We start from the raw sequence: 25,900 nt of genomic DNA, 5'->3' as shown, positions 1-25,900 counted from the left end.
TTTCTATTCAACCCGCCGTCGAATGCGCGTGCGCATCAGCGCATAGACACCGAGCACACCAAGGATGAGTCCGATCGTTGTATAAGTCTCATCCGCTTCCTCAGCACCGCGTCTCAGCACGAGTTCGGCCTTTGAGAGTTGCAAACCATCCGTATTGCCCTGAACAGCGTGAAATGCATAAGTGCCAGACAAGACAGGATCGATATCGCCTGCACTCTGACGCAAAACACTTCCATCCTGCGGACGATCCGTGTTGATGGAACTGCTGCCCGAAGCAAAATCCAACCCCTGAGAAAGAACTGGGAAACCATCGCGGCTGACAGCCAGAGTTATCGCCGAACGGCGTTCAGCTGGTACATAGCCCGGCAATGGCGTGGCATCCACGAAAATACGAACCGGTGCATCGCTCGCTTCAAGCTTAACTTCCTGTGTAATGAAGCCAGCCTGACGGCTTTCAAGAATCGGCCAGCGCCCAATCTCATCGCCTGTGAAATGGCGCATATACCATGGGTAGCCGAGGGCTAAACCGAAGCCCGCCACAATCATTGCGATAAAGACGGCACGCATCAGGCTTTGCGCTCCCAACGACGATCCGGTGTCTGTTGCCAATAGGTCAAATCGTGGTTCCCCATCTTGAAAGTTTTCCACTGGGCGCGCGCATTTTCAAGCTGCTCCTGATTATGACCATCAAACATGACAACCAGCCGATCATAAGGGCTTGCATCTTCAAGCGCCGCCCCCTCCACAAGAAAGCGGACAGTGGCGCCATTCAAATTGGCTTGCGATGTGGTCAGCAAGACCGGCTGATGCTCAGCAAGCGGCTCATGATCGGTGCCATGGGCCACAAAAGACGTATCCGAGAAAGTCCACAAAAGACTGTCTAAAGCGTCACGCCGTTCCTCGGTCACAGCCTGAATGACGACGCGCCATCCACGTGTTATCGAACGTTCGACAAGGCCCGGAAGTGCTTCATCCAGCGTCGATTCTGTGAGGTGATAAAAGAGAATTTCAGCCATGCGCTCTTTGTATAGGATTTGGCGGGGCTGAGAAAGCGATTCACCTTCTCAGCCCATACCGTTGTTTCTGAATCGAAATCAGCTTTCGAAGTTATCCCGCACAAGACGGTCCAGCAGACGAACGCCATAGCCCGACGCCCAGGTCTGGCTGTATTCGTTGGTTGGGGATGCCATCGCCGTTCCGGCCACATCAAGATGTGCCCAAGGTGTATCACCGACAAAGCGCTTGAGGAACTGTGCTGCCGTAATTGAGCCGGCGTAGCGACCCGAACTGTTTTTCATGTCGGCAAACTTGGAATCGATCATCTTGTCGTATTCCTTGCCCATCGGCATACGCCACAGCTTTTCACCTGTTGCCTGGCCAGCGTCATAAAGCTGGTCTGCGAGCTCATCATCATTGGAGAACAGACCCGCATGGTGTGTGCCAAGCGCCACGAGAATCGCACCCGTCAGCGTCGCCAGATTGATAATGAACTGCGGCTTGAAGCGATCATTGGTGTAATAAAGTGCATCTGCCAGCACGAGACGGCCTTCGGCATCCGTGTTGATGACTTCGATCGTCTGGCCGGACATTGACGTTACAATGTCGCCGGGACGCTGCGCATTGCCATCCGGCATATTTTCGACAAGTCCAATAACACCGATTGCATTGACCTTGGCCTTGCGTCCTGCGAGCGCCCGCATCAATCCGGTGACAGCAGCAGCGCCGCCCATGTCACCTTTCATTTCTTCCATGCCAGCGGCAGGCTTGATCGAGATGCCGCCCGTATCAAACACCACGCCTTTACCGACAAACGCGACCGGCTTTTCCTTGGCTTTGGCACCCTGCCATTCCATGACAACGAGACGTGGTGGGCGAACAGAGCCCTGCGCGACCCCCAGCAAAGAGCCCATGCCGAGCTTCTTCATTTCCTTTTCGCCGAGAACCTCGACCTTCACGCCAAGCTTTTCAAGCTTCTGCGCTTCCTCAGCAAACTCGACAGGGCCGAGAATGTTGGCTGGCTCATTGACCAGATCGCGTGCTTTGAGCACGCCATCGGCAACGGCGTCAGCAACTTCAAGGGCTCTTTTGGCACTATGAACATCAGCAACGTGAATGTGAACCTTTGCAGAATGCTTTGGCTCGTTGTTTTCTTCATTTTTGCGGGTTTTATAACGATTGAAGTCATAAGAACGCAGAATCATGCCCAGAGCCACATCGCCTGCTTCGTCGCCAGCGATTGTGGTTTCCGGCAGCGCAAGCGTGAGTGTCGCGCGTTCTGCCTTGCCGATTCGCGAAAATGCGGCTCCGCCAATTTTGACCCAGTCGTCATTACCAAGTTCGCCGGGGTCGCCCGCACCAACCAAAACGATCTTATCGATACCGCCTTCCGTCGTTTCAATGGCTTCGGCAGTTTTACCCAAAGCACCCGAAAAGCCAGAGATTTCAATGATGCGCGCAATTTTTTCTGACCCGCCAACGGCCTGCGCGGCTTCTTCTGAAAAGCCGCCGCCCTTGGCAACCAGAACGATGCTTACGCCTTTATGGGGGGCTGAAAATTCACTGAAAGAAATGGAAGGACGTTTCGACATAACAACTCCAAACAAACTCAGACCATGAGATGACACGATTGTGTCGCGACTTTTCCTTACTCATGTGAGACGAATATGGCGAAACGGCAAGAGTGACGTTCAATGAAAATCAGTTTTGCGTTAACTCGAATAAAAACTTGCGAGCCTTGGATATGAACCTATCTTGTCTTACAGCGAAAATAGATGAAAACGGGTTGCGTCGATTATTCCAATGGCTTTAGAGACACGGTCGCTGGTATCAACCAAAAAACTTTAGTAATCTGTTAACCTAATTTCTTTGGCTAATTTTAGCCAAGTCCAATTAGTGTAGCTGTTAATTTTCGAGCCACGATTCTGTTTAAGGGTCAGGCTTTTTCAACGGAACCAGGATGTAAACTCCACCCATGAGATTGATCGAGTTGTACATCCTGCGCCGCGTGGCGGTCATGTTCTTAGCGGTACTCGGTGCTGCTGTGGGCATTACGTGGACAGTGCAAGTGCTTCAACGTGTGGATTTTCTCACCACCAGCGGCCAGTCCATTCAGACAATCATCCAGTTCAGTTCGTTGCTTATTCCGTCTGCAATCCCTCTGGTTATGCCATTTGCGCTGATCATTGCCATTACGCAGACACTTTCGACGATGAACCAGGATTCCGAACTTGTCGTCATCAACGCCTCGGGCGCGCCACGCAGTGCCGTCATGCGTCCGATTTTGATACTCGCCGCGATTATTTCGCTCGTATCGTTTCTGGTTGCGAACTACGTCGATCCCTATGCGCGCATGAATATGCGAGCCATGATCGCCAATGCGAGCGCGGATATGCTCAATGTCGTTGTACAGGAAGGCAATTTCCGCAAACTCGCCGATAATCTTTATATCCAGATCGCAGAGCGCCGCCCCGATGGCAGCATTGGCGGTCTGTTCATCGCCGATTCCCGCGACCCGACGCTTGATCTGATTTACTATGCAGCAGACGGCAACATTGCCACCACGCCCGCAGGCGACATGTTGCTGATGAAGGATGGGGAAGTCCAGCGCAGGGATGTTTCTGACGGTACGGTTTCGATCATCAAGTTCAATTCTTATGCATTTGATCTCAGCCAGTTCACATCGGCTGGCGACGATTTTGTTATTTATGCCAAGGATCGTCCGCTGTCCTATCTGCTTAACCCGGATCCGAACGATCCGATCCTGCAGACGCGTCCTCTTCGTTACAAAGCGGAATTGCATCGTCGCCTGACAGAATGGCTCTACCCGATTGTGTTTGCGATGATTGCCCTTGCCTATGCCGGTGACTCGCGCTCGCACCGCGAAGCCCGTGTCTCTGCGTCCTTCTCGGCGATCAGCACTGCATTGCTTGTCTATTGGGCTGGCTATTTCTCGGCTGACCGTGCGGACAAGGACGAAACCTATATTTTCATCATGTATCTGATACCGCTCGGTGTGATTCTGTTGACTGGTTTTGCCCTTTTCACGGGACGTCGTATCGGGCTTCCTGACAAGTGGAACGATCGCATTCTTGATGGCTTTGATCGCTTCAGGGGGTATGCCTCCGGCACTTATAATCGTGTGCTTGGCCGACTGCGTAAAAACTCAGGAGGGCACGCATGATTGGCTGGACCCTTGGGCGTTACCTCTTTGTCCGCTATGTGCAGATTACATTCTATTTTTTGCTCGGCATTTTCGCGCTGGCTCTGCTGCTCGACTTCACGGAAAACGCCAGCAAACTTGCAAATCTTCCGGGCTATTCCGTTTGGATCGCGCTTGGGATCTCTGCAATGCGCGTTCCCTTCATCATGCAGCAGATGATCCCCTTTGTGGCCTTGTTTTCCGCCATGGCGACGCTGATTTCGCTCAATCGTAAGTATGAACTTGTCGTTGCGCGTTCGGTCGGGGTTTCGGCATGGCAGTTCCTGCTGCCAGCTTGTTTTGGCGCTTTGCTGTTTGGTCTGGCGACGATCTTTATTCTCAATCCGTTTGCCGCTTACGGTTTCTCGAAAGCCGATGAAATCGCTTCCAACTGGAAGACTGGCAAAGTGACGGACGTATCAGCGTTGCGTGATCCATGGCTTCGACAGAAGACCGATGAAGGCGAAACGATTATTGGCGCCAAAAGCATTCTGGATCGCGGAGCAACGCTTGCCGATGCGACCTTTATTCAGTTCGATGACAAGAAGAAAATCAGCAATCGCTATGATGCGCGCACCGCGAAGCTTATGGACGGTCACTGGGAACTGACCGATGTCACACAGTTTTCGCGCGGTGAAGAGCCGCGCAAAATGGAAAGCTTCAGTATTCCGACGCAGCTGCGCCCGGAATATGTGGAAGAAAAGCTCGCCTCCCCCGATACAATTCCGTTTACGCAATTGCGTCACAAGATCGAGGTTGCGCGTTCTTTCGGTTATTCGGCAAACGCATTTGACATGCAATACCAGTCACTTCTGGCCTTACCTGCGCTCTTGATGGCAATGACGCTCATTGCTGCAACAGTGTCATTGAAATTTGTGCGCTTTGGTCAGTCCGGTGCGATGATTCTGGGTGGCGTTGTTGCTGGCTTCATGCTTTATGTCGTTTCAGTCTTGGTGAAGGCATTCGGGAATGCGGGATTCGTTCCGCCATTCGTTGCTGCCTGGGTTCCAGTTGTTATTGCGACATTTTTTGGTGTCTCCTTTTTGTTGCATAAGGAGGATGGTTAGTGGGTTTGAGTAACACCCGCATGGTATTGCCCCATTCATTCTCGCGTCTCGCACGCGGGACGGCTTTGGTGTGCGCCCTTGCTATACCTTTCATTTCAGTCGCAATTCTCCCTTCGCAGGTTCATGCGCAGGACGCTCTCGGTGCAAATTACCAGAGCGATCCCAATGCGCGCATGATTTTGCAGGCGGATGAGCTCGTCTATGATCGTGACGTCAATGTTGTTACCGCTCAAGGTAAGGTGCGCATCGAATATGATGGCAATCGCCTCGTTGCGGATCAGGTAACGTACAATCAGCAGACCCGTCGCATGACCGCGACAGGCAATGTCGAGATCGTCGAACGCGACGGTAACAAGATTTATTCCGATCATCTGGATGTGACGGATAGTTTCCGCGATGGCTTCGTCAATGGTCTGCGCGTTGAGACGACAGACAACACGCGCTTTGCAGCCGAAAGTGCGGAACGCAGCAATGGCGAGATCACCACATTCAATAATGGTGTCTACACAGCCTGTCAGGCTTGCGAAAAGAATCCTGACAAGCCGGTTCTCTGGCAGATCAAGGCACGCAAAATCATTTGGAACAGCGCGACCAAAACCGTGCGTTTCGAGCGCGGCAAATTTGAACTTTTCGGAATGCCGCTCGCTTATTTCCCCGCTTTCGAGATGGCTGATCCAACAGTCAAGCGGAAGAGCGGCTTCCTGTTTCCGGGCTTTGCATATAAAGACAAGCTCGGTTTCGGCATCAAGAACGCTTATTTCTGGGCGCTTGCACCCAATTATGACCTGACACTTTCAACCACCGCTTACACAAAGCAAGGTTTTCTGACACAGGCTGAATGGCGTCATCGTCTCGAGAACGGCACCTATAATCTCCAGATCGCGGGCATTCACCAGATGAAGCCCGGCGAGTTCGATGCAAACACAATTGATCGCGAAGAAAAAAATCGCGGCATGATCGCATCGAAAGGTGATTTCGACATCAATGCGCGCTGGAAGGCTGGCTGGGATATTATGGCCCAGACTGATCGGAATTTCAGCCGCACATATAGTTTGGAAGGTTATTCAAGCCAGACACAGGTTTCCAATATTTACCTGCGCGGCATCAATAATCGCAATTACTTTGACCTCAACTTCTATCGCTTCAACGTGCAGGAATCCTATCCTGCCACATCTGATTATAGCGATGTGGAGATGCACTCAAAGCAACCTTGGGTTTTCCCAAGCCTCGACTATTCTTATACAGCACCTGAATCCGTTTATGGCGGCGAGCTGAACTTCACCAGCAATTTGCAGGTTCTTTACCGCAAGAACGCGAATAACACTGCTTCGCAGGTTTATGATCCTGCTCTTGATAGGTTTGTTCCACAGCCATACCCACGCATTCCAGGTTTCAGTGGCACAAATACCCGCCTGACAGGCGAAGTTGAGTGGAAGCGCACGATCATCACCGATTCCGGTCTCGTGATTACGCCTTTGTTGGCGCTTCGCGCCGATGCGATCAACGTGAGTACGAATTTTGATCCCGCTGTCGCGGGTTTCACGGATGCGGTGGTCAAGTCTGAGGCACTGCGTGCGATGGCGACTGCGGGTCTTGAACTGCGCTGGCCGATCCTGTTCTCAAGCACAAGTTCGACGCATATTCTGGAGCCAATTGCCCAGATCTATATGCGCAACAATGAACGCTATGCAGGCCAGCTTCCAAATGAAGATGCGCAGAGCTTCGTGTTTGATGCGACGAATCTTTTCTCGCGTGACAAGTTCTCCGGCTATGATCGCGTTGAAGGGGGCACTCGCGCCAATTTCGGGCTGCGTTATTCGGGCAGCTTCGACTACAGCGATTGGAGTCTTTACGCCCTTGGCGGTCAGTCGATTCAACTCGGCGGTTTAAACTCGTTCGGTACGAGCGATTTTGTCAATGTCGGCGAAGATTCGGGCCTGCAGGATGCGCGTTCCGACTATGTTGGCATGATTGGAACGTCGAATTCAACCGGCCTCGCATTTGCAGCCCGTGGACGCTTTGATAAAGACAGCCTCGCACTCAAACGCGGTGAACTTGAAGCCCAACAGAACTGGTCTCGCCTGAGCGTTTCCGCGCGTTATGCTTATATCGCGCCGCAGCCTGCATACGGCTATTCGGAATTGCGCCAGGAAGTCAGCGGCTCCACAAACGTCAAGGTCAATGACAACTGGCGTGTGTTTGGTTCGGGTACCTACGATCTGGTTTCCGATACATTGGTTCGCGCCTCGTCCGGTCTTGCCTATGACGATGAGTGCTTTACCTATTCGATGGCTTACGTACAGACGCGTAATCCGGGTGAAAGCAAGGCAACGCATAGTGTGGGCTTCAATATATCGTTCCGAACACTCGGCGATATTGGGAGCGGTTCACAGTCCTTCTAAAAGAAGAAAAACCGGACGCAGCCAAACTGCTTCCGGTTTTTTGGTCTGAATACTACGCGCTTTTATCAATTTTATTGAGCCAAGCCTCTTCAAAGACGTCGTAAAATGCTCGCGGGTCATTGTTTCGCCGCACTGGGTCCTCTATACAGTCATCTTAATATGATTGGCTTGTATTGGGGTCGCTTTGTCGTGCGAACCTCTGATACGTTACAAGATCAGGCGAAGCTTTGCGTTGCCGACCTGAAGGAACCGGGAAAGAAAGATGATGTTTGCTAAACCTCTTTTCGCCTCCATGATAGGCGCCGCCGTATGCTTCACGGCGCTTGGATCGGCTGCGATGCTGAGCCCGGCCCATGCCGCGTCAAATTCAGCAGAGGCCAAGATCATTGTCTCGGGTAATGTCATTACCAATGGTGACATTCAACGCCGCGTCAACTTTTTGAAGTTGCAGCGCAAAGGTGGCAACCTTAACCAGACCGCTCGTCAGGAACTGACGGAAGAAATGCTCAAGCGCATCGAAATGAAGACGCGCGGCATGAACATTTCCGACAAGGAAGTCGACGAAGCTTATGCTGGGTTTGCATCGCGAAACAAGATGAGTGTCGCCCAGCTCAATCAGGTTATGAATCAGGCTGGAATTACGCCTGACCATTTTAAAAAATACATCATGGTCCAGATGGGCTGGGGCCGTCTTGTCAGCGCCCGTTTCCGCGCAACGGGTATGGTCAGCGAGCAGGATGCGGTACAGCGCATGCTCAAGGATGGTGGCAAAAAGCCGGTCGCAACCGAGTATCAGTTGCAGCAAGTTATCTTTGTTGTTCCCAGCGCAAAGCGTTCGCCAGCGGAAATGGGCAAGCGCCGTCAGGAAGCAAATGCATTGCGTTCGCGTTTTCAAAGCTGCGACAGCACGCGTCAGCTTACCAAAGGCATGATCGACGTCACTGTGCGCGATCTGGGACGCATTATTGAGCAGCAGCTTCCGGGCGAATGGGCCAAGGACATAAAAGCCACCAGCGTTAATCGTGCGACACCTCCGCATGACACGGAAAAAGGCGTAGAAATTCTCGCAGTGTGCTCGACACGTCAGGTTTCCGATGACCGCGTTGCACAGCTTGTTTTCTCAATGGAAGGTGCCGATTCTGCATCCGGGCAAGAGAAGAAAGCCGAAGCGTTGAGCAAGAAATATGTCGATGAACTGCGTGAAAAGGCAACCATCGTTAATCGTTAAAGCCTTGGCAGTCGCCAAATGACAGTATAATTTGAGGGGGCTTCTGCCCCCTTATTCTATAATTCGAGAAAAACATATGCGCATTCAATCGGTTCCTCCGCTCGCCATAAGCATTGGCGACCCTTCAGGCGTTGGGGCTGACGTCGCTCTGAATACATGGCTAAAGCGCGCAGAGCTTTCTTTGCCGCCATTTCTGATAATTGCCGATCCACAACAGCTCTTGGCGCGTGCCGAACTTCTTGGTTTGAATGTGCCTGTTGCAGCCATAACGGCACCCTCACAGGCCGTAGAGATTTTCGATACGCAGCTGCCGGTGTTGCCGCTTGTCAACCGGCACAAGGAAAGCCCCGGAAAGCCTTTGCCAGAAAATGCTGCGGGTATCCTTGAAGCCATTGAGCGCGCCGTAAGTCTCACAATAGCAGGCGAAACGTCTGCGGTTGTGACGTGTCCGATTGCAAAAAAGCCGCTTTATGATGCAGGTTTTCAACACCCCGGCCATACGGAATTTCTCGCAGAGCTCGCGAGCAAACACCTGGGGCGCACAGTCATTCCGGTGATGATGCTTGCCGGCCCCGAACTGCGCGCAGTGCCCGTGACGATCCACATACCGCTTGCGGACGTGCCACGTTTACTGACCAAGGATGATATTCTGGAAGTGGCCTATATCACAGCGCAGGAACTGACCGACCGCTTCGGCATTGCCTCCCCTCGCCTTGCCATTTCCGGTCTTAACCCGCATGCGGGTGAAGGCGGAGCACTCGGCAAGGAAGATGACGCGATCATCCGTCCAGCCGTGGAAGAATTGCAGACTTCAGGCATCAATGCCTGGGGGCCGCTGCCAGCTGATACGATGTTTCACGCTCCCGCACGCGCAACCTATGACGTGGCGATTTGTATGTATCACGATCAGGCGCTGATCCCTGCCAAGGCGCTGGCCTTTGATGAAACGGTCAATGTCACGCTGGGCCTGCCCTTTATCCGCACGTCGCCCGATCACGGCACAGCCTTTGACATTGCGGGAAAAAGCATTGCCCGACCTGACAGCCTGATTGCCGCCATTCGTCTTGCGCAGGAACTTGCAGAAAATCAGGCAGGACGCAAATCATGAGCATAGATACTCTTCCGCCGCTGCGTGAGGTCATCGAGCGCCATGATCTTATGCCCAAAAAGTCGCTCGGACAAAATTTTCTGTTCGATCTGAACCTGACATCGAAGATTGCACGACAATCCGGCCCACTTGAAGACCAGCCGGTCATTGAAGTTGGCCCCGGCCCCGGCGGCCTCACCCGCGCGCTTCTGGCACAAGGGGCTTATGTTACGGCGATTGAACGCGATGAGCGTTGTCTGGATGCGCTCTCAGAGATCGAAGCGCATTATCCGGGCCGATTGCGGATCATTTCAGGTGATGCGCTGGAGCAGAATTTCAAGGCACTGTTTCCCGACGGTCCAAAGCCACGGATCGTTGCAAACCTGCCGTATAATGTCGGTACACAATTACTGCTTAACTGGCTTTTGACCGAGCCATGGCCACCGTTTTATTCGTCCATGACGTTGATGTTTCAACGCGAAGTGGCTGAGCGAATCGTGGCTGCGCCTGATACGGATCATTATGGACGCCTTGGTGTTCTGGCAGGCTGGCGCACGCAGTCGAAAATCGCGTTTGATGTTTCGCCACAGGCGTTCACGCCGCCACCAAAAGTCATGTCTTCGGTGGTGCATATTATCCCGCGTGAAAATCCGCTGCCATGCCGCGCAGATGCGCTTGGTCAGATTACGCAGGCAGCCTTTGGCCAGCGCCGTAAAATGCTGCGTCAGAGCCTGAAGCCCGTCGGCGGTGCAACCTTGCTGGAAAAGACTGGCATTGATGGAACACGCCGCGCCGAAACATTAAGCGTCGAGGAATTCGTAGCCCTTGCAAACGCCTACCGTCCAGTGTGATTGCTGTCGCCATCCATGGTTGGCGTCAGGCTCATTTGCTTGAAAACCTTATCAACGTGATTGATTTCCGAACGGAAGCTCGACATGGACGAACCCGTCAGCTTTTCACCGGCCTTGAGATTCGCTTTAAGTGGATCAACATAATGATCTCCGACCTTGAGCTCATAATAGAGGTGCGGACCGGTCGAATAGCCGGTTGATCCCACATAGGCGATCACCTCTCCCTGCTTTACATGCTGGCCGACTTTCAAACCTTTGACCTCACCCGAAAGATGGGCATAGGTTGTGCTGTAGCCTCCCTGATGGCGGATACGGACATATTTGCCATAGCCCTTTTGCGATGAAATCAGTTCAACAACACCGTCTCCCGCTGCAACGATTGGAGAGCCAATTGGCGCATCATAATCCACACCATTATGATGCTTGCGCACATGCAGAACCGGATGAATACGCCAGCCAAACCCGTCATTCAAACGGCCATTTGGCAAAGGCTTATGCATAAGATATTTGGTCATTGAAGAGCCGTCTTCGTTGAAATAATCGGCGTTTCCTTCAACCTCGTGCCTGTAAAGACGCTTTTTCTCGCCTTTTGTGTCAAACTCAACAAAAACGAGTTCCGGATGGGTATCGACGCTTTCCCGGAAAAGCAGTTCAATCTTCTGCGCCGCATTCGCCCCCTTATCAAACGCTATATTATTTTCGCGAGCGAGCTTTCTGACATCGTCCGCGACTACACGGGGAACACCAGCTGCAATTAATCGGGATTGAACAGAGCTGTTGTGACCGAGCTTCACGGGCGGATGGGCCGCAGTTAGCATTGCATCATGAGAAAGACGTGCGAAAAGCCGCTGATTGCCATTGGAGCGGAAAAGCCCGTCATCGGTGCGACCATAAACAGAATCAGGTGCGCTTCCATGCTTGAATCTTGCGACCAGAATACGTGCAGGCGCTTTGGACGACTGATCGAGAAGCAATACCAGATTGTCCCCCGGCACCAGTTCTTTACGCGCAAGGGCTTGCTGAAGGTTCTCTGCATCCTGTGTGGCTATGCCAGCGGCTTGCATGAGAACACTCAATTTTTCCTGCGATTGCGGTGCAAGAACGATTTCATGGACGTTCTGCCGAGCCATATCGACCGGTCTTGCGAAGCTTACATTGAGCGGTACACCTTTTTGATTGGCGAGCGCCAATATTTGCGGATCGGCTTCGGCCTGTGATTTCATGTGATTGCGCGTCAAAGGCGCTTTTGCAGCATCATTTTGCAGATCAAGGATGACATGCTGGTAGGTAAAGAGTGTGGCTGCACCATCATGGCTGCCTTCTGCAATATCAATGCGCTTTGCAATGCGCCGATCATCCTCGATGGCATTGTGAGGAAGCAGCCTGGCTTCCTTCATGGCTGCATGGCTATGAACAAGTGTCGCCGGATCAACCATCACAGGTTGGGACGCATGGCCATGGCGCACAAGGCCACTCGTGAGCAGCGTCAACGCCCCCCCCCGCAATAAGGGTTGCAGACGCCAGTGCCACACAGGCACGATAATGCGTTTTGAAAGAAAACTGAACCCGCTGCAACGGCTTTAGCATAAAGGGCGAAAGCGGTGCCATTTTCGCATGCGCCCTATCCGACCGGATCATCAGATCCGGCAACGCCACCACATGAATCTGCTTATCTCTGTGGACGGCACGAAATACCATGCAGCGCGATTCTCCGAAATTCATTTGAATTAACAAATAAACCAGAAGGCCAGAGCGCGGCTAAATTAAGGCTCTGAGGGTCACAATCAACCGAAACAAAGCTTTAATCCCTCAAGATAAATTTATCATGCTTTGACACGATTGCGGCGATGATTGGCGAAAGAAGACCACGTATAAATTATTAATCCGATCCAAATCAGGACGAAAGCCACAAGCTGTGCCGTTGAGAACGGTTCATTAAAAATAAAAATTGCGAAGATGAATAGCAATGTTGGTGTGAGGTACTGCATCAATCCAAGTGTCGTATAACGCAGAAGCTTCGCCCCGCCAGCATAAAGAATGAGCGGGATCGCCGTGAAGGGGCCAGCGAGCAAAAGCAGCGAAACATCGTAAACAGAGCCAGAGAAAAAATGGTCCTGACCGTGGGCCAGAAGCCAGAAAATGTAAGCTGTGGCCGGGATGGAGAGAATAACCACTTCAAGCGTAAAGCCCTGCAAAGGCTGCACAGGCAAAGACTTACGGAAAAAGCCGTAAAGACCAAATGTTACCGGCAGAACCAGCGAAACCCACGGCAAGCCACCGGCATCTAAAGTGAGCACCAGCACAGCTGCAAAAGCAAAGCCAACCGCAACATATTGAACTTTTGTCAGGCGCTCGCCCAAAAACAATCCACCCAGAACCACGTTAAATAACGGATTGATGTAATATCCAAGAGCGGCTCCTATGAGCTGATCATGCGCAACAGCCCAGACATACACCGACCAGTTAATGGTGATCAGCGATGCAGTGAGTGCCGCCATTGCAAGCATTCGCGGATTGCGCAAGGCATCCAGAATGGCTCTGAACTGTCCGATGCACACAAGCAGAACGGCTGCAACCGGAACCGACCAAATGACGCGATGTGCAACGATTTCAAGGGCCGGCAAATGCGACAAAGCCTTGAGATAGAACGGCAGAACTGCCCAAAGACCATAAGCCCCTATAGCCATCAGGAAGCCACGGCTTCCGTCCGAAAGCTGCCCCCCGGATAAGGTCTGTTCGGTCATTTCTATCTCCGATAAAATAATTACTCCCTAAAAAAGACTGTCTATTCAGGGTCATATCATTTGCTATGCGCGCATCAATCCATAAAATCCATTCAATTAAACTGATCAAAGCATCAATCTTCGTGAAGACTGACGCCTATTCAGCCGCCAAAAGACCTGCAAGCGCGCGGTTTTTCATCAGTTTGTAATTGACTGAATCCATCAGGGCCTGAAACGATGCATCAATGATATTGTCGGAAACACCGACCGTGCGCCAACGCGCGCCCGTAGCATCACCAGATTCGATCAAAACGCGGGTGATCGCTGCAGTACCGCCATTGAGGATACGCACCTTGAAATCCACCAATTCGAGATCTTCAATCTCTTTCTGATAGCGGCCAAGATCCTTGCGCAGCGCAATATCAAGCGCATTGACCGGTCCATGACCTTCGGCGACCGACATGTGCATTTCCCCATCGACCTCGACTTTTACAACGGCCTCTGAGACGGTTTTCAAAGAGCCATTGGCATCAAAGCGGCGCTCGACAAGGCAACGAAAAGAATCGACCTTGAAAAATTCCGGCTGAGGAGAAAGCATGTTGCGCGCCAGAAGCTCAAAGCTCGCATCAGCGCCTTCATAGGCATAGCCTTCCGCTTCACGCTCTTTAACGAGCGAAATAAGCGTATCCAGTCGCGCATCATTCTTGGCAACCCGAATACCGCGGCGCTCCAGTTCAGCAATGAAGTTTGACTTGCCGCCCTGATCCGAAACCATGACGCGACGGCGGTTTCCGACACTTTCCGGCGGAACATGCTCATAAGTCTGCGGGTCTTTCAGCAATGCGGACGCATGAATGCCAGCCTTGGTCGCAAAAGCGGATGTGCCCGTGTAAGGGGCCTGCTCAGTCGGTGCACGATTGAGAATATCGTCGAAAGCGCGCGAAATACGGGTGATCGCTTTGAGCGCATCCGGCTGCACACCAAGCTCAAAGCGCTCCGCCCAGTAAGGCTTTAGCGCCAATGTCGGGATCAGGGAAACGAGGTTTGCATTGCCGCAGCGTTCGCCGATGCCGTTCAGTGTTCCCTGCACATGACGCACACCTGCATCAATGGCAGCAAGCGTAACAGCGACTGCCTGTTCGGTATCGTTGTGGGCATGAATGCCAAGGCTTTCGCCGGGAACATATGCTTTCACAACATTGATGATTTCAGCCACTTCCGATGGCTGTGTGCCGCCATTGGTGTCGCAAAGCACGACCCAGCGCGCACCGGCCTCGTAGGCAGCCTTGGCGCAAGCCAGCGCATAGTCTGGATTGGCTTTATACCCATCGAAGAAGTGTTCGCAATCAACCAGCGCCTCACGGCCAGCCATACGCACAGCCGTTACCGAGGATGTGATCGATTCCAGATTTTCTTCATTGGTGCAGCCAAGTGCGACACGCACATGGTAATCCCAACTTTTGGCAACAAAACAAACTGCATCGCTAGAAGCCTGCAAAAGCGCGGTCAGTCCCGGATCGTTCGAGGCCGAAACGCCTGCGCGCTTGGTCATGCCGAAAGCTGCAAATTTGGCCTTCGCGGTCTGACGGTTCTTGAAGAAGGCCGTATCCGTTGGATTGGCACCCGGATAGCCGCCTTCCACATAATCAACGCCCAGTTCTTCAAGCAGAATAACAATCGCTTTTTTGTCTTCGACAGAGAAATCAACGCCGGGTGTCTGCTGTCCGTCCCGCAAGGTCGTGTCGTAGATATAGATGCGTTCGCGTGCCATTTTGCCTGCCTGTCGGTGGGTAATCTATGAATGGTCAGTATCGTGGTCGGGATGCTGGTAAGACACAAGAGTTCTTACGAACTCAATACTTTCAGGATCACGTTCGGTCTCAAAACCCGGCAATTTTGCGAGGTTATCGACATAGGGAAGCTTGACCTCGACACCCCATTGTACTGTCGGCTCAATCTCTTCGGGTGCATCGAAAGCGCCTATGGAGAGCGCAACACCATCCGGTGCTTCATAGGTGAGCGGGGTTCCGCATTCAGAGCAGAAGCCGCGCTTGACATGATTGGAAGACTGAAACCGCTTCGGCTCGTCACGGGTCCAGGTGAGTTTTGCCTCCCCCACAGAAACCAGCGGCGCATAAAAACTTCCAAAGGCCTTCTGGCACATGCGGCAATGACAGATTGAAGCAGAGCCGAGTGCGCCCTCAACATGAAAGCGCACCGCACCGCACTGGCATCCCCCGCTATAAAGCGGCTTATTATCAAGCGTCATCGTGTCCTCTCCTCCCCATAGAAGAGCTTAACTTACCACATCCCAGGTCGTGATGCGTTCGCCGGTGTCAGGATGCTTGCCGTCTTTCAACTGAATGCCCTGCGCCAAAAGTTCATCACGGATACGATCAGCTTCGGCCCACTTCTTGCCAGCGATGAAATTCAGGCGTTCGGCAATACGCGCTTCGATGTCAGCGGCATCAACATCCGCCTTCGCAAATACCGGCACATCCTGCGCCGTCACAAAATAAGGGTCGAACAGGCCCAACAGCGCCATGCCCTCGCCCAAGGCGGCAACGTCCTTAGCCTTGAATGCCTTGCGCAACGCTGTGATGGCGATCCATGTGTTCAGATCGTCTGACAGCGCTTCTTCGACCTCAGCAACCCTTGAAAGCGTTGAAGGCTCTGCAAACCCCGTATCACGAAGAAGACCGTACCAACGATGCAGTTCCTCGGCCGATTCCGCCAGACGCTGTGCCGTCCAGTTGATCGGCTCGCGATAATGCGTTTGCAGCATCGAAAGCCGTGCAGCCAAACCAGCCCAGCGATCGCGCGCATCCTTGTCGTCCCAAGACCCAAGCTGCGGCAGGCCATCATTCAAAACATTACGAATGGTGATGAAGTTGCCGAGAGATTTTGACATCTTCTGGCCTTCGACCTGAAGAAAGCCGTTGTGCATCCAGATGCTTGCCATCCGCTCGGTGCCAAAGGCGCAGCATGATTGCGCAATCTCGTTCTCGTGATGCGGGAAGACGAGATCGATACCACCACCATGGATATCAAACTGATTTTTAAGCGGATCATCGCATTTCAGACCGCCGCCAAACGGGGCCAGCAGCTTGGCCATCGACATAGCCGAGCACTCGATATGCCATCCCGGACGACCAAGTGTTTCAATCCCTGCCGGCGATGGCCAGCCCGGTTCACCATTGCGCGATGGTTTCCAGAGCACGAAATCCATTTCATCGCGCTTGTAAGAAGCAACATCAACGCGCGCGCCTGCCAGCATTTCATCGAACGGACGGTGCGAGAGCGCACCATAATGTGCGCCGCCCAATGCATTCATTGCAGATGGCGAAAACAGCACATGATCATCGGCAACATAAGCAACACCGCGCTCAACCAGCTTTTCAATGATATTGCGCATATCATCAAGATGCTCCGTCGCACGCGGCTGGCTCGACGGCTCAAGATTGGCCAGCGCCTTGATATCCGCCTGAAACTGGCTGTTTGTGCCCTCCGTTACCCGGCGAATGGCTTCATTGAGCGGCAGATCAGGATATTCGCTGGCTGCGCGCGCGTTGATCTTGTCGTCAACATCGGTGATGTTGCGCGCATAAGTGACTTTTTCCGCGCCATAGACATGGCGCAGCAGACGAAACAGCACATCAAAAACAATAACCGGACGTGCATTGCCGATATGGGCAAAGTCATAAACAGTCGGTCCGCAGACATACATGCGCACATTATTCGCGTCGATAGGAGTGAAATCCTCCTTCATGCGGGTGGCGGTGTTGTATAGACGTAGTTGCGGCGCATCAGCCATTGTAATTCCCCAAAAGGACCTGAAATACGGGTACGAAAGACCGCAGCCGACTGGCCGGGGCGTTATCATCCTGTTTTATGATGGGGAGACGAAAACGGCCGGGCCAGCAAGCTGCTAGCCAATAATAATCGAACCAGTACAAATGATCGTGGTCGGCGTTTTCATGGCGTTACTTATCCTCATCGAAGCCTTGGCCGTCAAGAGCTTTCCATTAAAAACGCTGTGACATTTCAGCAACTTCAGGGATGATCAGTGCATGTTGGCCGGGAATCCATAAAACCGGCTCCAAACAGCCTTCATTCTGTCCCAATCAATCACACAATAGTGAGGATGAATTGGAAGAGGATGGACCAATGTCTAAAAATGAACTGCAGCCACGACAAGATAAGCTCATTGACCAATATCGTGAAATCGGGCCTGCGGTGCTGGTTGCAGCGTTGATGAGCAAGACAAATCGAAAAAACGAAGAACGTGGTGACAATACGCGCCATTCAATTCTGGCGGTCAAAAAGATCGGCTGATTTGCTTTGCCTTTTGGCAGACGAAAAAATTGTCAGAACATGGAAAGCTGATCGTCAGGCTTTTTCTTGCTCTTGGATTGAGCTGACGATGACGCCACAAGTTTTTCGTCTACCCTCTCCTGTATATCAGGTGATGTGTTGGCGACCTTGTTGACCTTGTCCGACACCGGAATGGCTTCGAAAAAATCATCCTGAACGGGCCGCATGATGTCAGCCACTTCGCGTGGAAGTAGCGTCTTGCAATTCAGCCAACGGGCATAATCCTCCGGCTTCACCACCACCGGCATGCGCTCGTGGATGGGACGCAAATATGTGTTCGCGCCTGTCGTCAGAATACCCGCAGTGTCAATTTGCGAGCCATCTGCACTGCTCCATGTTTCGACCAGCGCACCAAAGGCCACAATGCCGCCGTTGCGCGGTCTGATCCAATAGGCCTGCGCCTTGTTCTTACCCTCACGCCGCCATTCATAGAAGCCAGAGGCCGGAATCAGTGCGCGCCGATGATGAAGAGCTGCCCGGAATGAGTTCTTCTCTGCCGCCGTTTCAGAGCGAATATTGAAAACCAGATTCCAGTCATTGGGATCTTTGACCCAGGACGGCACAAAGCCCCAACGCACCAACATGCCGATACGGTCAGGGCGATTGCTTCCCGGCGGCGGCGTCTCACCGGCAAGAATAGAGAGTATCGGCTGGGTTGGCGCGATATTGTAACGCGGAGGAAAATCCTCCTCAATCATTGCACCAAGCAATGCTTCAACTTCTTCGCGGCTGGCAGTCAGAGAAAAACGTCCACACATGGTGTCCATGTTCAGGCTTTTGCGGAAATGGTCAAGTGGGGTTTGCTGTTGCCAAAAGCGGCTGGCCGGATCATAGCTTGTGTATGGTTACAATTCCCGTCATCCCCGCCCCCGTTCAAATCCATGGTGTTTCTCTCATCTGCCGCCGCGATGGCCGCTTTCTGCTGGTTGAACGCGGCAAGGAGCCATGGAAGGGTTGGCTGGCTTTTCCGGGTGGCAGCATTGAGGCCGGAGAAACGCCGGAAGAAGCGGCCATTCGGGAACTCAAAGAAGAAACAGCTTTGAACGTTCGCTCTTTGAGCCATGTCATCACCGTTGATCTGGCGCTTGAGGGCAAAGCTTACGCGAAGAGCTATTTTCTTTCTGTCTATCGCGCTTTGGATGTTTCGGGCATTGAGCAGGCCGGTGACGATGCTGCAGCGATATACTGGTTAAGCATTGATGAAATGGCGCATGCCAATGTGACAGATAGCACGTTAGACGTTGCGCGATCGGTCGCTGAGGCTGAAGATGGTTTAGGGCTAAACGCATGATCGCCTTGAAGTGGCCCTGATTCTTCATCAAAACTGCGTTTCATTCAGGGGGATCATAGTGCAGGGAAAGCGGCTTTCCATATGGGCGATTGCATTCTGGCTGGGCATTCTGTCCCCGGCCTTTTCTGCTCAGGACGCGCCTTATGAGGGCAAAATGCTCAGAATTGCGGAAGTGCTTGGCTCGCTTCACTATCTGCGTAATCTTTGCGGAGAAACCAGCAATGAATGGCGCGAACGGATGGACGCCCTCCTTGCCGCCGAAAAGCCCGATGAAACCGAGCGCGTGCGCCTTGTTTCAAGCTTCAACCATGGATACCGCGTTTTCAGCGACAATTATGTCCGCTGCACACCTTCTGCTCTTGCGGCGATTGATCGCTACATGAAAGAGGGAGAAAACTTGTCGAACGAGCTGATCTCGCGCTATGGGAATTAACCAATTATTCAGTCTTTTGCGGATGGGCATAAATTGCCTCATTCAAGTCCGTTTTAATCTGTTAACACTATCTTAAATGATAGGCAGGCTACGCAAGTGTTCGCGCTCCCTATTGCGGTGAGAGATCATTTGAGAAGCCAGAAGGGCGCAAGCCGGGATGAAACCAATGGAATATATGCCAGCCGATCTGGACGAGATGATCGCCCGCGAAAAGAAGCTTGTGGCGATTGAGTACCAGAACGAAGCCTGGGCGGATGGCATTTCCGAAGGGATTGAGCCGGAAATTCTGGCGGAAGCTGCTTTCACCACAGCCTTGACTGAGCTGATGCGTTCGTCTGGCGAAGACAGCGCGCTCGACCTTATTGAGAAAATGCGCGAACAGATCATTGCAGGAACCTTCCTGCAAAATCGCGTTCTTCAATAAACGCAACTGTCTGCCGCAAAAGATCGCATATGGCTGGGCGGGAAGTCATAGACCCGCTCCCAGACTCTGCGGAACTGTCGCGTTGAAGCAAAGCCGGATTTTTCGGCAACGCTTTCCATATCCAAAGCCGAGTTCAACAGCATTTCACGCGCAAGGCTTATTTTCAGCCGATTGGCATACTCCGTGACACTCATGCCCGCATGTTCATTGAACAGGCGTGACAGATTGCGTGGGCTTGCCCCGCTCGCTCCAGCGAGTTTTTCAACAGACCAGTTTTCGGCTGGATTTGCAGCCACAGCATCCTGTGCGCGATGCACAACAGGGTGCATATGATTGCGGCCTTCAAGCCATGGTGAAAGCTGCGGATCGCCACCGCTGCGACGCAGATAAACCACAAGATAACGCGCCACGGATAAAGCCAGTGCATGTCCTGCCATCTCGGCCAGAATATGCAACATCAGATCAATACCAGCAGTGATGCCCGCACTGGTCAGCCTGTCGCGATCCTCGACAAACAAACGGTTTTGCAGAACATGCGCGGTCGGTGCAAGTCGATGCAGCTCATCAATCGCCATATGATGCGTGGTGCAGTCATAGCCCTCAAGCAGTCCGGCACGTGCCGCAAGAAGTGCACCAGAGCAGATTGAAACCATTCTGATACCGGGGCGAATTGTGTGCTGCAACCAGCGCACAATTTGCGCTTCAAGCACGCTGTCATGGTCGCGATTGACGCCTGATGATCCAAGTGGCGCATCTGCCGAGCCGGATATGACCACCAGCGCGTTATCCGGGAGATTTTCCGGCATCGGATCGATATTGGCAAGCGTGAGGCCAATGGAGCTTAACGCGGTCTCGGATGGGCCAATAAAGCTCACCTCAAACTGCACCTTGTTTTGCTCCAGATTGGCCTTGCGCAAAACCTCTATCGGCCCCGCCACGTCAAGCAAAAGCGTGCGCGGCGGGACGACAACGAAGACCCGCACAGTTTTATGGCTGTCGGCGGCTTGGTTCATGCAGCTTTCCGTTCTGCGCTGCCCGCAAGAGCCTGTTCCACGGTTGCTATCCTTGCAAAGCGATCCGCAAGTACCAGCTCGGTGCGTGCACGAATTTCAGCCGCGCTCCATTCGCGACCAGCCCCATCCGTCATGGGAAATGTCAGTGTCGCTTCACCGACGAAATCAATCTTATAACCAAGATCAGAAGCGTGACGTGTCGTCTTCTCGCAGCATTGTTCGGTTCGAATGCCAGAAATGATAATATGATGAATGCCATTATCGACAAGCCAGACATCAAGCCCGGTTCCGACCAGCGCACTGTGGCGGCTCTTTCGGAAAACCACATCCGGCTCAATCGAAAGAGGTGAAAGCGCCTTCACAAAGCCTGAGGCTTCCGAAAACGCTCCTTCATTTTCGACATGGAAAATTTGAACAACGGGAATACCCTTGCGCTTCGCACCATCAATGAGCGCCTGCTGCCGCTCTATGTAAGCGGCAACCTCTTCATCACGGTAATAGGGGCGATGTCGAAAAGATTCCTGAACATCGATAACCAGCAGTGCGGTGTCATTCGCGGACATTTTTTGCTCCTTGCAAATTTATACAAGGAGATATTAACGCCCACAACCCAAGCCGAAAGATTGAGTTCGGACAAAGACCGGACAGATCGCGCCAATCGATAAGCGTTTAGCGGTGAGGCAAAGCTTCCAAAAACTCGACCGGCTCGCCCTTGTTCGGATTAACCACTTCCGCTTCCCACATAACCTTGATACCGCGCACGAAAGTACCAACCGGCCAGCCGGTGACAGTCTTGCCGTGATAAGGCGTCCAGCCAGCCTTAGAGCCAGCCTGCTCATGGGTAATGGTTTCGCGGCGTTTCATATCGACGATAGTGAGATCAGCATCATAGCCAACAGCAATGCGGCCTTTGCGCGCCATGCCAAAAATGCGGTTCGGGCCGTGGCTCGACAGATCGACAAAGCGTTCCAACGAAAGCTTACCAGCATTGACGTGATCGAGCATGATCGGCACCAGCGTCTGAACGCCGGTCATGCCAGACGGTGATGCCGGGTAAGGCTTCTGCTTTTCTTCCAGCGTATGTGGCGCATGGTCGGAGCCGAGCACATCGACAATACCCTGATCAATTCCCTTCCAGATGCCGTCACGATGGCGCTTGTCGCGCACAGGCGGGTTCATCTGAATAAGATTACCGAGGGTCGCATATTCATCTGCCGACAATGTGAGGTGATGGGGTGTGGCTTCACAGGTTGCCACATCTTTATGGCCCTGCAAGAAGTCGATTTCTTCCGCAGTCGAGATATGCAGCACATGAATGCGCGCGCCGGTTTCGCGTGCGATGCGCACGAGACGTTGCGTGCATTGCAGGGCAGCAATTTCATCGCGCCACACAGGGTGGCTCGATGGATCGCCTTCAACCCGCAGATTTTCGCGATCCTTCAAACGGAATTCATCTTCCGAATGGAAGGCCGCACGGCGGCGCGTGTTCTTGAGGATGGACCGGACACCTTCATCATCCTCAACCAAGAGGTTACCAGTCGAAGACCCCATGAAGACCTTGATACCGGCAGCGCCCGGAAGGCGCTCAAGCTCGGCGACGTCTTTTGCATTGTCGCGTGTTCCGCCGACCCAAAATGCGAAATCGCAATGCATACGGTGACGACCGCGACGAATCTTGTCTTCCAGCGCTTCGGCAGAAGTCGTCAGCGGCTTGGTGTTCGGCATTTCAAAAACCGAAGTCACACCACCCAGAACAGCGGCAAGTGAACCGGTCTCCAGATCTTCCTTGTGTTCCAGCCCCGGCTCACGAAAATGAACCTGACTATCGACCACGCCCGGCAGAATATGCAGGCCCGTGCAGTCAATCACTTCGCCAGCCGAATGTGTGGAGAGTGAACCAATCGCCTCTATGCGCCCGTTACGAATACCAATATCACGGCTTCCTATACCGTCATGATTGACGATGGTTGCACCTTTCAGGATCGTATCAAACGTTTGGGCCATTGTTGTCTCCTGCTGGCTGAATGGGACTTGCGAGCCTTTTCAATGCGGCTTACGTAACGATGGTGATAAAGGCAAGGAAGAAGCGATGGCGACGGTAGCGGAATTGATCAATCTTTCCAACAGAGCACTGGTTCACATCACGGGCGAAGACGCGGAAAAATTCGTACAAGCCGTGATTACGACCAATCTCGACATGCTTGGCGCCGATGAATTGAAACCGGGCGCATTGCTGGCACCGCAAGGCAAGATCATGTTCGACTTTGTCGTGTCACGCATAGAAAACGGTTTTCGTTTCGATATGCCAGCAAGCATCGCAGCCGATTTTGCCAAGCGGATGACGCTTTATCGCCTGCGCGCCAAAGCGGAAATTATCCAATTGCCAGAATCCCTTGTCAGCGTTTGCTGGCACAATGATTCCGCTTCCTCAGAAAGTGATTCAATGAAGCGCGATACGCGCTTTCCTGAAGAGCTGAAAGTGACCCGCATTTATGGACAGGCCGGTGAAATCAGCGATGAAAGCGCATGGGTGGCGCTTCGGGCCGAATATGGCATTGCCGAAGGCGAAGCCGATTTTGCTTATAATGACGTGTTTCCTCACGACATTAACTTCGATCAGACGGGCGGCGTGAGTTTCCCAAAAGGCTGTTTCATCGGACAAGAAGTCGTCTCGCGTATGCATCATCGCGGCACGCCACGCCGCCGGGTGCTTGTCGCCAAATCGGATATGCCCCTGCCCGCCATGGGCACTCCAATCACGGTGGCCGGACGCGATGTTGGAACACTCGGCAGCTCGTCGGGTCGGATTGGCCTTGCACTGGTGCGTATTGATCGGGTGAAGGATGCGCTTGATTCCGGCACCCCGATTCTGGCCGGTGAAAGCGAAATTACACTCGCGCTGCCACCGCATGTACGTTTCACATTTCCCACCACCGAGACGGACAAAGACTAATGGCGTCCGCAGATCATTCATCTGGCAAAGACCGCGCATGGCAACGCATGTTGTCTGGCCGCAGGCTCGACCTGCTTGATCCGTCACCGCTTGATGTCGAGATTGAAGACATTGCGCATGGTCTTGCGCGTGTGGCGCGCTGGAATGGGCAGACCGTCGGCGAGCATGCCTATTCTGTCGCCCAGCACTCCCTGCTGGTGGAACAGATTTTCAATCGGCTTGTGCCTGATGCAAGCGTCGAGCAGCAGATGCTAACCCTTCTGCATGATGCGCCTGAATATGTGATTGGAGACATGATCTCGCCATTCAAGGCAGTGATGGGCGGGAACTATAAGCTGATCGAAGCGCGGCTTGAAAGCGCCATTCATGTGCGTTTTTCGCTGCCCGCATCCATATCAGCTTCGCTCAAAAAGCTGATCAAGCGCGCTGATCAGGTCGCAGCTTTCTTTGAGGCCACCCGCCTTGCCGGCTTTAGCGAAACGGAAGCGATCAAGTATTTTGGGCGTCCGCGCGGATTTGATCCAGCAGGGCTGGATCTGACACCGCGCCCGACACAAAACGTGCAGAATGATTTTCTGGCGCGCTTTGCAACATTGGAACAGGCACAAAGAAACAAGCCATGACGCATATCGTGGTCAGCCCGCTTTCAAAGCTTGAGGCGCAAATTGCGCTGCATCAGCCAAGTCATATCGTAACACTGAGCAGTGGCGATGTGCCTTCCCTGCCCGGCGAAATGAAGCGGCTCAGCCTCATTTTCAACGATATTGTTGAGCCGCGTGATGGTTTGGTGATGCCACAACACAACCATGTGGAAGAGTTGCTTGAATTTGTGACAACATGGGAGCGGGAAAGGCCGCTGCTAATCCATTGTTACGCAGGTATTTCGCGCTCCACTGCCAGCGCCTATATCATTGCCATGGCGCTTAATCATGCGCTCGATGAAGTGGCTCTTGCAGCAAGGCTGCGCCAGCTTTCCCCCTCTGCAACGCCCAATATCCGATTAGTCGAACTGGCTGATCAGTTGCTTGGTCGCGGCGGCCGCATGGTCACGGCCATTCGCGCCATAGGCCGCGGAAAAGATGCGTTTGAAGGCAATGTTTTCAGCCTGCCTGTTGCAGGTTGAGACTTCGTGACACTGCATTGAGAAAGCCGCCCCGCGCGTCAGGCGGAGTTTGTGCGCGTGGTTCCCACACATGGCGCAGGAAGAAGAAACCCGTCATCCTGAATGCATCATTAAGATCGTCGTAGCAGGATGGACGCACTGATGTGCTGTTGACGAATGCAGGCAGCGGCAACATCTTGTCAGCCCATGGCGCACCCGCATCGCCACAAACCGCTCGTCCTGATTTGGGCGAAACATAGATCAGGTTTTCACTAACGCCCGTCGCCGCGCACTCTTTTAGATCAAGGCCGAAGCCCAGTTCTTCCAGCATCATCACTTCAAAACGCAACAGCAACTCACCTGATGAAAGTGGGTCATCAAAATGCTCGATGATGAGGCGCAGCGTTTCATAAAGCGCACGTTGTGGATCACGCTCGGGTAAAAGCCGCAAATGCGCGGCAACAAGCTGGATGCCATAAAGCGCAACAGGCGTTTCAATGAGGCGGGCAGCAGCAAAGCCAAGCGGCTCAATTGTGAACGAACCCATATGTTCATCCAGCCGCGCCCACCATGTCAGATCAACGTGATTGCCGGGCTGGAGCAGCGGCTGCATGCGGCGGGATCGCCCACCACGCACCATACCCATATGACGGCCATGTTCGCGCGTCATCACTTCAACAATGGCGCTTGTTTCGCCGTGTCGCCGCGTGCCGAGAATTATGCCTTCATCGCGCCATTCCATGGGCTTTTTTGA

At 53.0% G+C, this 25,900-nt stretch carries 25 protein-coding genes and 1 pseudogene; 13 read left to right on the top strand and 13 right to left on the bottom strand.

Features of this window, described 5'->3' with window-relative positions; translation table 11 throughout:
• Positions 1 to 3 precede the first annotated feature (3 nt).
• The 3 genes from bspB to VBH83_RS06750 all read right to left on the bottom strand — a co-directional run bounded on the left by bspB (position 4) and on the right by VBH83_RS06750 (position 2,588).
• A complete protein-coding gene (gene bspB, locus VBH83_RS06760) occupies positions 4 to 567 on the bottom strand; it encodes a type IV secretion system effector BspB (protein ID WP_396996889.1) in 564 nt (187 codons plus the stop codon).
• Positions 567 to 1,016 (bottom strand): DNA polymerase III subunit chi, encoded by a 450-nt coding sequence (locus VBH83_RS06755; RefSeq protein WP_396996887.1) that lies wholly within the window; start codon positions 1,014 to 1,016, stop codon positions 567 to 569. The genes bspB and VBH83_RS06755 overlap by 1 nt, the downstream gene beginning before the upstream one ends.
• Before the next feature lie 78 nt (positions 1,017 to 1,094).
• Entirely contained in the window at positions 1,095 to 2,588 is a 1,494-nt protein-coding gene (locus VBH83_RS06750) for a leucyl aminopeptidase (protein ID WP_265983297.1), read from the bottom strand.
• 383 nt (positions 2,589 to 2,971) lie between these two features.
• On the opposite strand from VBH83_RS06750, the gene lptF reads away from it, so the two are divergent.
• From lptF to rsmA, 6 genes are all read left to right on the top strand, one after another.
• Positions 2,972 to 4,180: an LPS export ABC transporter permease LptF gene (gene lptF, locus VBH83_RS06745; RefSeq protein ID WP_396996885.1), complete on the top strand. Its 1,209-nt coding sequence runs from the start codon at positions 2,972 to 2,974 to the stop codon at positions 4,178 to 4,180.
• Positions 4,177 to 5,265 carry an LPS export ABC transporter permease LptG gene (gene lptG, locus VBH83_RS06740; RefSeq protein ID WP_396996883.1) on the top strand — a complete coding sequence of 363 codons (1,089 nt, stop codon included), beginning with the start codon at positions 4,177 to 4,179 and terminating at the stop codon, positions 5,263 to 5,265. Before lptF ends, lptG begins: the two co-directional genes overlap by 4 nt.
• Before the next feature lie 20 nt (positions 5,266 to 5,285).
• Positions 5,286 to 7,667 carry an LPS-assembly protein LptD gene (locus VBH83_RS06735; protein ID WP_396996957.1) on the top strand — a complete coding sequence of 794 codons (2,382 nt, stop codon included), beginning with the start codon at positions 5,286 to 5,288 and terminating at the stop codon, positions 7,665 to 7,667.
• Positions 7,668 to 7,929: 262 nt separating this feature from the next.
• The gene (locus tag VBH83_RS06730) at positions 7,930 to 8,895 is read left to right on the top strand and encodes a peptidylprolyl isomerase (RefSeq protein ID WP_265983292.1); all 966 of its coding nucleotides are present in this window, start codon (positions 7,930 to 7,932) and stop codon (positions 8,893 to 8,895) included.
• Positions 8,896 to 8,971: 76 nt separating this feature from the next.
• The gene (gene pdxA, locus VBH83_RS06725) at positions 8,972 to 10,003 is read left to right on the top strand and encodes a 4-hydroxythreonine-4-phosphate dehydrogenase PdxA (RefSeq protein WP_265983290.1); all 1,032 of its coding nucleotides are present in this window, start codon (positions 8,972 to 8,974) and stop codon (positions 10,001 to 10,003) included.
• Complete coding sequence (rsmA, locus tag VBH83_RS06720) at positions 10,000 to 10,833, top strand: 16S rRNA (adenine(1518)-N(6)/adenine(1519)-N(6))-dimethyltransferase RsmA (protein ID WP_396996880.1); 834 nt, start codon at positions 10,000 to 10,002, stop codon at positions 10,831 to 10,833. Before pdxA ends, rsmA begins: the two co-directional genes overlap by 4 nt.
• Here the strand turns inward: rsmA and VBH83_RS06715 are convergent.
• The 5 genes and pseudogenes from VBH83_RS06715 to cysS all read right to left on the bottom strand — a co-directional run bounded on the left by VBH83_RS06715 (position 10,818) and on the right by cysS (position 17,370).
• Positions 10,818 to 12,531 (bottom strand): annotated as a pseudogene (locus tag VBH83_RS06715) (M23 family metallopeptidase). The gene rsmA and the pseudogene VBH83_RS06715 overlap by 16 nt on opposite strands.
• Positions 12,532 to 12,656: 125 nt before the next feature.
• Complete coding sequence (rarD, locus tag VBH83_RS06710; protein ID WP_265983286.1) at positions 12,657 to 13,577, bottom strand: EamA family transporter RarD; 921 nt, start codon at positions 13,575 to 13,577, stop codon at positions 12,657 to 12,659.
• 136 nt (positions 13,578 to 13,713) lie between these two features.
• Positions 13,714 to 15,327, bottom strand: coding sequence for a citramalate synthase (gene cimA, locus VBH83_RS06705; protein WP_265983285.1), 1,614 nt, complete (start codon positions 15,325 to 15,327; stop codon positions 13,714 to 13,716).
• A 24-nt stretch (positions 15,328 to 15,351) separates the two neighbouring features.
• Positions 15,352 to 15,825 carry a GFA family protein gene (locus VBH83_RS06700; protein WP_265983284.1) on the bottom strand — a complete coding sequence of 158 codons (474 nt, stop codon included), beginning with the start codon at positions 15,823 to 15,825 and terminating at the stop codon, positions 15,352 to 15,354.
• Positions 15,826 to 15,852: 27 nt separating this feature from the next.
• Positions 15,853 to 17,370 (bottom strand): cysteine--tRNA ligase, encoded by a 1,518-nt coding sequence (gene cysS / locus VBH83_RS06695; RefSeq protein WP_265983283.1) that lies wholly within the window; start codon positions 17,368 to 17,370, stop codon positions 15,853 to 15,855.
• A 353-nt stretch (positions 17,371 to 17,723) separates the two neighbouring features.
• Between cysS and VBH83_RS06690 the strand changes: the two genes are divergently transcribed.
• Positions 17,724 to 17,891 (top strand): hydrolase, encoded by a 168-nt coding sequence (locus tag VBH83_RS06690; RefSeq protein ID WP_265983281.1) that lies wholly within the window; start codon positions 17,724 to 17,726, stop codon positions 17,889 to 17,891.
• Positions 17,892 to 17,923: 32 nt separating this feature from the next.
• On the opposite strand, the gene VBH83_RS06685 is transcribed toward VBH83_RS06690, so the two are convergent.
• Positions 17,924 to 18,688 carry an SOS response-associated peptidase gene (locus VBH83_RS06685; protein ID WP_265983867.1) on the bottom strand — a complete coding sequence of 255 codons (765 nt, stop codon included), beginning with the start codon at positions 18,686 to 18,688 and terminating at the stop codon, positions 17,924 to 17,926.
• Positions 18,689 to 18,771: 83 nt separating this feature from the next.
• On the opposite strand from VBH83_RS06685, the gene VBH83_RS06680 reads away from it, so the two are divergent.
• From VBH83_RS06680 to VBH83_RS06670, 3 genes are all read left to right on the top strand, one after another.
• A complete protein-coding gene (locus VBH83_RS06680) occupies positions 18,772 to 19,221 on the top strand; it encodes an NUDIX hydrolase (RefSeq protein ID WP_396996954.1) in 450 nt (149 codons plus the stop codon).
• Positions 19,222 to 19,300: 79 nt separating this feature from the next.
• Positions 19,301 to 19,654, top strand: a complete 354-nt coding sequence (locus VBH83_RS06675) for a TIGR02301 family protein (protein ID WP_396996952.1) — start codon at positions 19,301 to 19,303, stop codon at positions 19,652 to 19,654.
• A gap of 166 nt (positions 19,655 to 19,820) precedes the next feature.
• On the top strand, positions 19,821 to 20,078 hold the full coding sequence (locus VBH83_RS06670; protein ID WP_265983280.1) for a hypothetical protein: 258 nt from the start codon (positions 19,821 to 19,823) through the stop codon (positions 20,076 to 20,078).
• Here the strand turns inward: VBH83_RS06670 and VBH83_RS06665 are convergent.
• The 3 genes from VBH83_RS06665 to VBH83_RS06655 all read right to left on the bottom strand — a co-directional run bounded on the left by VBH83_RS06665 (position 20,072) and on the right by VBH83_RS06655 (position 23,095).
• Positions 20,072 to 21,091 carry a GlxA family transcriptional regulator gene (locus VBH83_RS06665; protein WP_396996876.1) on the bottom strand — a complete coding sequence of 340 codons (1,020 nt, stop codon included), beginning with the start codon at positions 21,089 to 21,091 and terminating at the stop codon, positions 20,072 to 20,074. The genes VBH83_RS06670 and VBH83_RS06665 overlap by 7 nt on opposite strands.
• A complete protein-coding gene (locus VBH83_RS06660) occupies positions 21,088 to 21,654 on the bottom strand; it encodes an isochorismatase family protein (RefSeq protein ID WP_396996874.1) in 567 nt (188 codons plus the stop codon). Before VBH83_RS06660 ends, VBH83_RS06665 begins: the two co-directional genes overlap by 4 nt.
• A 106-nt stretch (positions 21,655 to 21,760) precedes the next feature.
• Positions 21,761 to 23,095, bottom strand: coding sequence for a dihydroorotase (locus VBH83_RS06655; RefSeq protein ID WP_265983275.1), 1,335 nt, complete (start codon positions 23,093 to 23,095; stop codon positions 21,761 to 21,763).
• Between the two features lie 85 nt (positions 23,096 to 23,180).
• Between VBH83_RS06655 and VBH83_RS06650 the strand changes: the two genes are divergently transcribed.
• Genes VBH83_RS06650 through VBH83_RS06640 form a run of 3 tightly spaced genes read left to right on the top strand, consistent with a single transcriptional unit; the run spans position 23,181 to position 25,167 of the window.
• Positions 23,181 to 24,044 carry a folate-binding protein YgfZ gene (locus tag VBH83_RS06650; RefSeq protein ID WP_265983273.1) on the top strand — a complete coding sequence of 288 codons (864 nt, stop codon included), beginning with the start codon at positions 23,181 to 23,183 and terminating at the stop codon, positions 24,042 to 24,044.
• Complete coding sequence (locus VBH83_RS06645) at positions 24,044 to 24,667, top strand: HD family hydrolase (protein ID WP_265983272.1); 624 nt, start codon at positions 24,044 to 24,046, stop codon at positions 24,665 to 24,667. Before VBH83_RS06650 ends, VBH83_RS06645 begins: the two co-directional genes overlap by 1 nt.
• The gene (locus tag VBH83_RS06640) at positions 24,664 to 25,167 is read left to right on the top strand and encodes a tyrosine phosphatase family protein (RefSeq protein WP_265983271.1); all 504 of its coding nucleotides are present in this window, start codon (positions 24,664 to 24,666) and stop codon (positions 25,165 to 25,167) included. Before VBH83_RS06645 ends, VBH83_RS06640 begins: the two co-directional genes overlap by 4 nt.
• On the opposite strand, the gene recO is transcribed toward VBH83_RS06640, so the two are convergent.
• A complete protein-coding gene (gene recO / locus VBH83_RS06635) occupies positions 25,145 to 25,888 on the bottom strand; it encodes a DNA repair protein RecO (RefSeq protein ID WP_265983269.1) in 744 nt (247 codons plus the stop codon). The genes VBH83_RS06640 and recO overlap by 23 nt on opposite strands.
• Positions 25,889 to 25,900: the final 12 nt, after the last annotated feature.

The organism is Ochrobactrum sp. S1502_03, from assembly GCF_044435015.1.
Classification (GTDB): domain Bacteria; phylum Pseudomonadota; class Alphaproteobacteria; order Rhizobiales; family Rhizobiaceae; genus Brucella; species Brucella chromiisoli.
This window is presented reverse-complemented; position numbering and strand designations above follow the sequence as displayed.

Coding starts and splice junctions, on each gene's coding strand:
- recO (WP_265983269.1), bottom strand. CDS start 25,888: ATGGAATGGCGCGATGAAGGCATAATTCTCGGCACGCGGCGACACGGC.
- VBH83_RS06645 (WP_265983272.1), top strand. CDS start 24,044: ATGGCGTCCGCAGATCATTCATCTGGCAAAGACCGCGCATGGCAACGC.
- rsmA (WP_396996880.1), top strand. CDS start 10,000: ATGAGCATAGATACTCTTCCGCCGCTGCGTGAGGTCATCGAGCGCCAT.
- lptG (WP_396996883.1), top strand. CDS start 4,177: ATGATTGGCTGGACCCTTGGGCGTTACCTCTTTGTCCGCTATGTGCAG.
- VBH83_RS06670 (WP_265983280.1), top strand. CDS start 19,821: ATGGAATATATGCCAGCCGATCTGGACGAGATGATCGCCCGCGAAAAG.
- VBH83_RS06660 (WP_396996874.1), bottom strand. CDS start 21,654: ATGTCCGCGAATGACACCGCACTGCTGGTTATCGATGTTCAGGAATCT.
- VBH83_RS06750 (WP_265983297.1), bottom strand. CDS start 2,588: ATGTCGAAACGTCCTTCCATTTCTTTCAGTGAATTTTCAGCCCCCCAT.
- VBH83_RS06680 (WP_396996954.1), top strand. CDS start 18,772: ATGGTTACAATTCCCGTCATCCCCGCCCCCGTTCAAATCCATGGTGTT.
- cimA (WP_265983285.1), bottom strand. CDS start 15,327: ATGGCACGCGAACGCATCTATATCTACGACACGACCTTGCGGGACGGA.
- VBH83_RS06735 (WP_396996957.1), top strand. CDS start 5,286: ATGGTATTGCCCCATTCATTCTCGCGTCTCGCACGCGGGACGGCTTTG.
- VBH83_RS06655 (WP_265983275.1), bottom strand. CDS start 23,095: ATGGCCCAAACGTTTGATACGATCCTGAAAGGTGCAACCATCGTCAAT.
- cysS (WP_265983283.1), bottom strand. CDS start 17,370: ATGGCTGATGCGCCGCAACTACGTCTATACAACACCGCCACCCGCATG.
- VBH83_RS06730 (WP_265983292.1), top strand. CDS start 7,930: ATGATGTTTGCTAAACCTCTTTTCGCCTCCATGATAGGCGCCGCCGTA.
- rarD (WP_265983286.1), bottom strand. CDS start 13,577: ATGACCGAACAGACCTTATCCGGGGGGCAGCTTTCGGACGGAAGCCGT.
- pdxA (WP_265983290.1), top strand. CDS start 8,972: ATGCGCATTCAATCGGTTCCTCCGCTCGCCATAAGCATTGGCGACCCT.
- lptF (WP_396996885.1), top strand. CDS start 2,972: ATGAGATTGATCGAGTTGTACATCCTGCGCCGCGTGGCGGTCATGTTC.
- VBH83_RS06755 (WP_396996887.1), bottom strand. CDS start 1,016: ATGGCTGAAATTCTCTTTTATCACCTCACAGAATCGACGCTGGATGAA.
- VBH83_RS06640 (WP_265983271.1), top strand. CDS start 24,664: ATGACGCATATCGTGGTCAGCCCGCTTTCAAAGCTTGAGGCGCAAATT.
- VBH83_RS06665 (WP_396996876.1), bottom strand. CDS start 21,091: ATGAACCAAGCCGCCGACAGCCATAAAACTGTGCGGGTCTTCGTTGTC.
- VBH83_RS06700 (WP_265983284.1), bottom strand. CDS start 15,825: ATGACGCTTGATAATAAGCCGCTTTATAGCGGGGGATGCCAGTGCGGT.
- VBH83_RS06685 (WP_265983867.1), bottom strand. CDS start 18,688: ATGTGTGGACGTTTTTCTCTGACTGCCAGCCGCGAAGAAGTTGAAGCA.
- VBH83_RS06650 (WP_265983273.1), top strand. CDS start 23,181: ATGGCGACGGTAGCGGAATTGATCAATCTTTCCAACAGAGCACTGGTT.
- bspB (WP_396996889.1), bottom strand. CDS start 567: ATGCGTGCCGTCTTTATCGCAATGATTGTGGCGGGCTTCGGTTTAGCC.
- VBH83_RS06690 (WP_265983281.1), top strand. CDS start 17,724: ATGTCTAAAAATGAACTGCAGCCACGACAAGATAAGCTCATTGACCAA.